The organism is Aeromonas sp. QDB68, assembly GCF_027707405.1.
Lineage (GTDB): Bacteria > Pseudomonadota > Gammaproteobacteria > Enterobacterales > Aeromonadaceae > Aeromonas > Aeromonas caviae.
Window position 1 is genome coordinate 1 of the sequence record NZ_JAPCIQ010000155.1, and the last position, 5,556, is coordinate 5,556.

Here is a 5,556-nt window from a genome sequence, read left to right on the forward strand (position 1 = left end):
CAGCCTTGCCCCCTCAACTCAAATCCAATTTATGAATAATCAGTCAAAAAAGTGCTTATCTGAACAGCATTGCGGCAGTTGCCGGGCGTTTTTTTGTGGGCGCAGCACTTGGCCGGGCCGCGGGGGATCAGATGCCGGAGCCGTCGCTCTCGCCACCTTCCTCATGCAGGCCGCACTCGCGCTTGAGGCCGAAGAAGCGGGTCTGCTCCTCGCTCATGCCGGGCTCCCACTTGGCGGTGGTGTGCACGTCGCCGACCGAGAGGTAGCCCTGCTCCCACAAGGGGTGGTAGGGGAGGTCGAACTCCTTGAAGTAGTAGAAGACGTCCTTGTTGCTCCAGTCGATCACCGGCAGGAACTTGAAGCGACCGCGCTGGATGGCCAGCACCGGCAGCTTGCCCCGGCTGCCGGACTGCTCACGGCGCAGGCCCGAGAACCAGGTGCGGGCACCCAGCTCGTTCAGGGCGCGGTCCATGGGCTCCACCTTGTTGAGCTGGTTGTAACGGGTGATCCCCTCCACCCCCTGCTCCCACAGGAGGCCGAAGCGAGCCTCCTGCCAGGCCGGGCTGAGTTCGGCCCGGTAGATCTTGAGGTTGAGCGCGAGACGCTCGGTCAGTTCGTCGATGAAACGGTAGGTCTCGGGGAAGAGATAACCGGTGTCGGTCAGCACCACGGGCACGTCGGCCCGCTCGCGGCTCACCAGGTGCAGCATGAGCGCCGCCTGGATGCCGAAACTCGACGACAGCACATGCTCCCCCGGCAGGTTGGCCAGGGCCCAGCGCACCCGCTCGGGGGCGCTCATGGCGTCCAGCTCCCGGTTGAGGGGGGCCAGCGCCTCGACCTGCTCCTCCCGGCCCAGGGCCAGGAGGGCGTCGAGGTCGAGCCGGCCGTCGGCGGTGCGCGCCAGCCGGGCTGTATCAGTCTGTTCAGGCTGCATAGAAGTCCCTCGCGGAGTCGATAACCGGGGCGATGATCCCGGCGCGAATGACAAAATCGCCGAAGCACTCGTCCGGGTTGCGATCCTTGGCCCAGCGGCCGATCAGGGCGTCCAGTTCGGCCAGGATCTGCGGCTCGGTGATGTTCTCAAGATGCAGGCGCGGGATGCGGGTCCCCTCGAGGTTGCCCCCCAGGTGCAGGTTGTAGCGACCCGGCGCCTTGCCCACCAGACCCACTTCCGCCAGCATGGCGCGGCCGCAGCCGTTGGGGCAGCCGGTGACCCGGAAGATGATGGCGTCATCCGCCAGGCCGTGCTTGGCCAGCAGCCCCTCGATGTCGGTGACGAAGGCAGGCAGCATGCGCTCGGCCTCGGCCATCGCCAGGGGGCAGGTAGGCAGGGCCACACAGGCCATGGACTGCTTGCGCTGCTCGCTCACGCCGTCATCCAGCAGACCGTACTGACGCGCCAGGGCCTCAATGCGGGCCTTCTCGCCGGCAGGCACGCCCGCGATGATGAGGTTCTGGTTGGCGGTGAGGCGGAAGTCCCCCTGATGCACCTTGGCGATCTCCAGCATGCCGGTCTTGAGGGGCTTGCCCGGGAAGTCCAGCAGGCGGCCGTTCTCGATAAACAGGGTCAGGTGGTGCTTGCCGTCGATCCCCTCCACCCAGCCGAAGCGATCGCCACGGCTGGTGAATTCATAGGGGTGAACCGGCCCGAACTGGATGCCGGCGCGGTTCTCCACCTCGGCCTTGAAGGCCTCGACCCCCACCCGTTCAAGGGTGTACTTGGTCTTGGCGTTCTTGCGGTTGACCCGGTTGCCCCAGTCGCGCTGGGTGCTGACCACGGTGGCCGCCACCTCCAGCACGTGGGAGAGCGGAATGAAGCCAAAGTCGCTCGCCTTGCGCGGGTAGGTGGTGGTGTCGCCGTGGGTCATGGCGAGACCGCCCCCCACCAGCACGTTGAAGCCCACCAGCTTGCCGTGTTCGGCAATGGCCACGAAGTTGAGATCGTTGGCGTGGATGTCCACGTCGTTGTGGGGCGGGATGACCACGGTTGTTTTGAATTTGCGCGGCAGGTAGTTGGAGCCCAGGATCGGCTCCTCGTCACCCCCCAGCTTCTCGCCATCCAGCCAGATCTCCACGTAGGCGCGGGTCTTGGGCAGCAGGTGCTCGGAGATCTTCTTGGCCCACTCGTAGGCCTCCTGGTGCAACTCGGACTCCACCGGGTTGCTGGTGCAGAGCACGTTGCGGTTCACGTCCCCCGCGGTGGCGATGGAGTCGATACCTGTGCTGTTGAGGGTCTGGTGCATCAGCTTGATGTCGCGCTTCAGTACCCCGTGGAACTGGAAGGTCTGGCGGGTGGTCAGGCGGATGCTGCCGTACATGCTGTGTTCTTCGGCGAACTTGTCGATCACCTGCCACTGGGCCGGGGTGATGATGCCGCCGGGCAGGCGGGCGCGCAGCATGACGTTGTGCAGGGGCTCCAGCTTCTGGGCGGCGCGCTCCGGGCGGATGTCGCGGTCATCCTGCTGATACATGCCGTGGAAGCGGATCAGCTGGAAGTTGTCGCCGTTGAAGCCGCCGGTGAGCGGGTCCTGCAGATCTTCGGCGATGGTGCCGCGCAGGAAGTTGCTCTCGCGCTTGAGGCGTTCGTTGTCAGCCAGCGGCCCTTCGACCGGTCCCGGAATAAGTTGTTTGCTCATCAATAGACATCCCTTTGATAACGTTTGGCACGACGCAATTCGCTCAGATACTCTTCTGCTTCCTCACGGCTCTTGTGGCCGTGTTCCGCAATCACTTCCAGCAGGGCTTCCTGCACATCCTTCGCCATGTGGTTGGCGTCGCCACACACATAGAAGTGAGCGCCTGCTTCCAGCCACTGGTAGAGCTCAAGCCCTGCCTCGCGCAGGCGGTCCTGCACATAAATCTTGTTGGCCTGATCCCGGCTGAAGGCCAGGGAGATCCTGGACAGCAGGCCCGATTTCACATAACGCTGCCACTCCACCTGATAGAGGAAGTCCTGGGTGAAGTGGGGGTTGCCGAAGAAGAGCCAGTTCTTGCCCTCTGCCCCCTGTGCTTCCCGCTCCTGCAGGAAGGCGCGGAACGGGGCAATGCCGGTGCCCGGCCCCACCATGATGACGGGGGTGTCGGGATTGGCGGGCAGGCGGAAGTTGTCGTTGTGCTCCACGAACACCCGGACCTCGGCATCTTCCGGCAGACGGTCCGCCAGATAGGAGGAGGCGCCGCCGCTTCGCACTGTGCCATCTTCTTGGCGGTAGCGCACCACGCCGACGGTCAGGTGCACCTCTTCTTCCACCTCGCTCTGGGCGGAGGCGATGGAGTAGAGGCGGGGGGTGAGGGGGCGCAGCAGTGGAATCAGTTGATCGGCACTCAAGGAAGCCGGGAAGCGTTTCAGTACATCCACCACTTGAGCAGAGGCGACCAGGGCGTTGACCTGGGCCTTGTCACCGGCCAGATCTTTGAGCGCCGCGTTGTCCGTGATCTCGGCGAGGCCAGTGATCAGGCCCCCGTGCAGCCGGGTCAGTTCGTAGTGACGGGTCAGCGCCTCGCGCAGGCTGCCATGGGGGGTAGCCTCGTCACCGGTCAGACCGGTCAGGGCCAGCACTTCCCCCACGAGATCGGCGTCGTTGTCGAACCAGATGCCGAGCGCGTCCCCCGGTTGATAGGTGATGCCGGACTCTTCCAGGTTGATCTCGATGTGACGGATGTCCTTGGTGGAGTCGCGGCCAGTGATCTTCTGGTTCACCGAGAGTCTGGCGGGGAAGGGGTTCTCCTTGTTGTACTGGCTGTGGCCGACGGCGGCCTGCACCGAGCCCGCCACGCTGGCTGTCGCGGCGCCGGCAGAGAGGGTGGCGGCGACCGCCGAAACGGCCTGCTCGCCCCAGGTCTTGGCGGCATCCTGATAATCCACATCGAGGCTAGCTAGCTCATGGATGCGCTCGGCCCCCGCTTTGGCGAGGAAACCATCGAAATCCTTGCCGGTCTGGCAGAAGAACTCATAGGAGCTGTCACCCAGCCCCAGCACGGCAAACTTGAGCCCTTCCAGCTTGCCGACCTTGCCTTTTTTAAGCTGCTCGAACAGATCGACGGCGCTCTCGGGGGGCTCCCCCTCCCCGTAAGTGCTCACTACCACCAGCAGGTGGCTCTCTTTCTTGAGCTGCTTGGGTTTGTAGTCCGCCATGGAGGTGAGGGTCACCGGCAGGCCGCGGGCCTCGGCCTGGGCCTTGATGGCGCTGGCCACGCCCTTGGCATTCCCGGTCTGGGAGCCGTAGAGAATGGTCAGGCTGCCGCCGGGAGCCGCGACTTCTGCGCCTGCGCTCGCCACGGGCTGGACGCCCGCCTGGGAGAGGCCGTAGAGATAACCGCTGACCCAGGCCAGTTGCTGGGTATTGAGGGTGGTGAGAACTTGGTTGAGCTGGCGCTGCTGTTCGTCAGAGAGCGGGCTCAGGGTGGGGGCTGTCAATGGCATCACACATGTCTTCCATGGTCTGATTTTTGGTCAGGGTAAGGGGTGTAATGAATAACAACAAAGAATAAAAATATCTTCTTTATGCGATTTATGAATTTATAAAGCCAAAATCCATCTCAGCCCCGGGGCGCCCGTGATATAAAAATGGCCTTGCCGAGCCCCCTGTCCCGGTGATCTCTCATGCCCCAAGGAGCAACCATGTCCCGTCTCTATCATGTCAACGCCTTCAGCCATCACCCCTTCGGAGGCAACCCCGCCGTGGTGGTGCTGGGGGAAGCGCGGCCCGACGCCGAGCTGCAGGCCATGGCAGCGGAGTTCAACCTCTCTGAGAGCGCTTTTCTGACCCAACTGGGGGAGGAGCATTACGGGTTGCGCTGGTTCACCCCGCAAGTGGAGGTGGACTTGTGCGGCCATGGCACCCTGGCGGCGGCCCATGTGCTGTGGCAGACGGGGGCGGTGTCGGAGGAGCTCCCCATCCGCTTCGCGACCCGCAGCGGCGAGCTGGTGGCCAGGCGCGAAGAGAGCTGGATCTGGCTCGACTTTCCGCGTATCTCTCTGGCTCCTCTTGAGCTGGATCCTGCCTATGGGGCTGCCCTCGGCTGCCAGCCGCTGCAAACCCTGGCGGCCGGGGCCAAGTTCCTGCTTGAGCTCGCCAGCGAGGAAGAGGTCCGCGCGCTCACCCCCGATTTTCACGCCCTGCGGGCGCTGCCGGGCCGGGGGATCATGGTGACGGCGCCATCGAGCCGGAAGGAGGACGACTTCGTCTCCCGCTATTTCGCCCCCTGGGTTGGGGTGGACGAGGATCCGGTGACCGGCTCCAACCACTGCGCCCTGGTGCCCTTCTGGGCAGAGCGGCTCGGCAAACGGCAATTGCGGGCCCGCCAGATCTCGGCCCGGGGCGGGGATCTCAGGCTGGAATTGCAGGAGGAGCGGGTGCTGATGGCGGGCCGGGCACTGACCCTGTGGCAGGGGGAGTGGCTGCTGCCGCCTGGCGTACCAGCGGACCGATGACCGCTCGTCACGGTGTGACTTCTGCATAAAAAAACGCCCCGTAATTGCGCAATGCTGTTCACTTAAGCGGAGCCGCATTGCGATTTACCGGAAAACGGGTCTTTGATATCTTCACCGCCCTG

Annotated in this window: 4 protein-coding genes; 1 reads left to right on the forward strand and 3 read right to left on the reverse strand. The window is 64.2% G+C overall.

What is annotated here, in order from left to right; all coding sequences use genetic code 11:
* Window positions 1-127: 127 nt before the first annotated feature.
* Genes PG892_RS21380 through PG892_RS21390 form a run of 3 tightly spaced genes read right to left on the reverse strand, consistent with a single transcriptional unit; the run spans window position 128 to window position 4,423 of the window.
* The gene (locus tag PG892_RS21380) at window positions 128-934 is read right to left on the reverse strand and encodes a phosphoadenylyl-sulfate reductase (protein ID WP_010675432.1); all 807 of its coding nucleotides are present in this window, start codon (window positions 932-934) and stop codon (window positions 128-130) included.
* Window positions 924-2,636 (reverse strand): assimilatory sulfite reductase (NADPH) hemoprotein subunit, encoded by a 1,713-nt coding sequence (gene cysI / locus PG892_RS21385; RefSeq protein WP_270825824.1) that lies wholly within the window; start codon window positions 2,634-2,636, stop codon window positions 924-926. The genes PG892_RS21380 and cysI overlap by 11 nt, the downstream gene beginning before the upstream one ends.
* Window positions 2,636-4,423 carry an assimilatory sulfite reductase (NADPH) flavoprotein subunit gene (locus PG892_RS21390; protein WP_109112297.1) on the reverse strand — a complete coding sequence of 596 codons (1,788 nt, stop codon included), beginning with the start codon at window positions 4,421-4,423 and terminating at the stop codon, window positions 2,636-2,638. The genes cysI and PG892_RS21390 overlap by 1 nt, the downstream gene beginning before the upstream one ends.
* A 198-nt stretch (window positions 4,424-4,621) precedes the next feature.
* Here PG892_RS21390 and PG892_RS21395 point away from each other — a divergent pair, with 198 nt between their 5' ends.
* A complete protein-coding gene (locus PG892_RS21395; protein ID WP_109112298.1) occupies window positions 4,622-5,434 on the forward strand; it encodes a PhzF family phenazine biosynthesis protein in 813 nt (270 codons plus the stop codon).
* Window positions 5,435-5,556 lie beyond the last annotated feature (122 nt).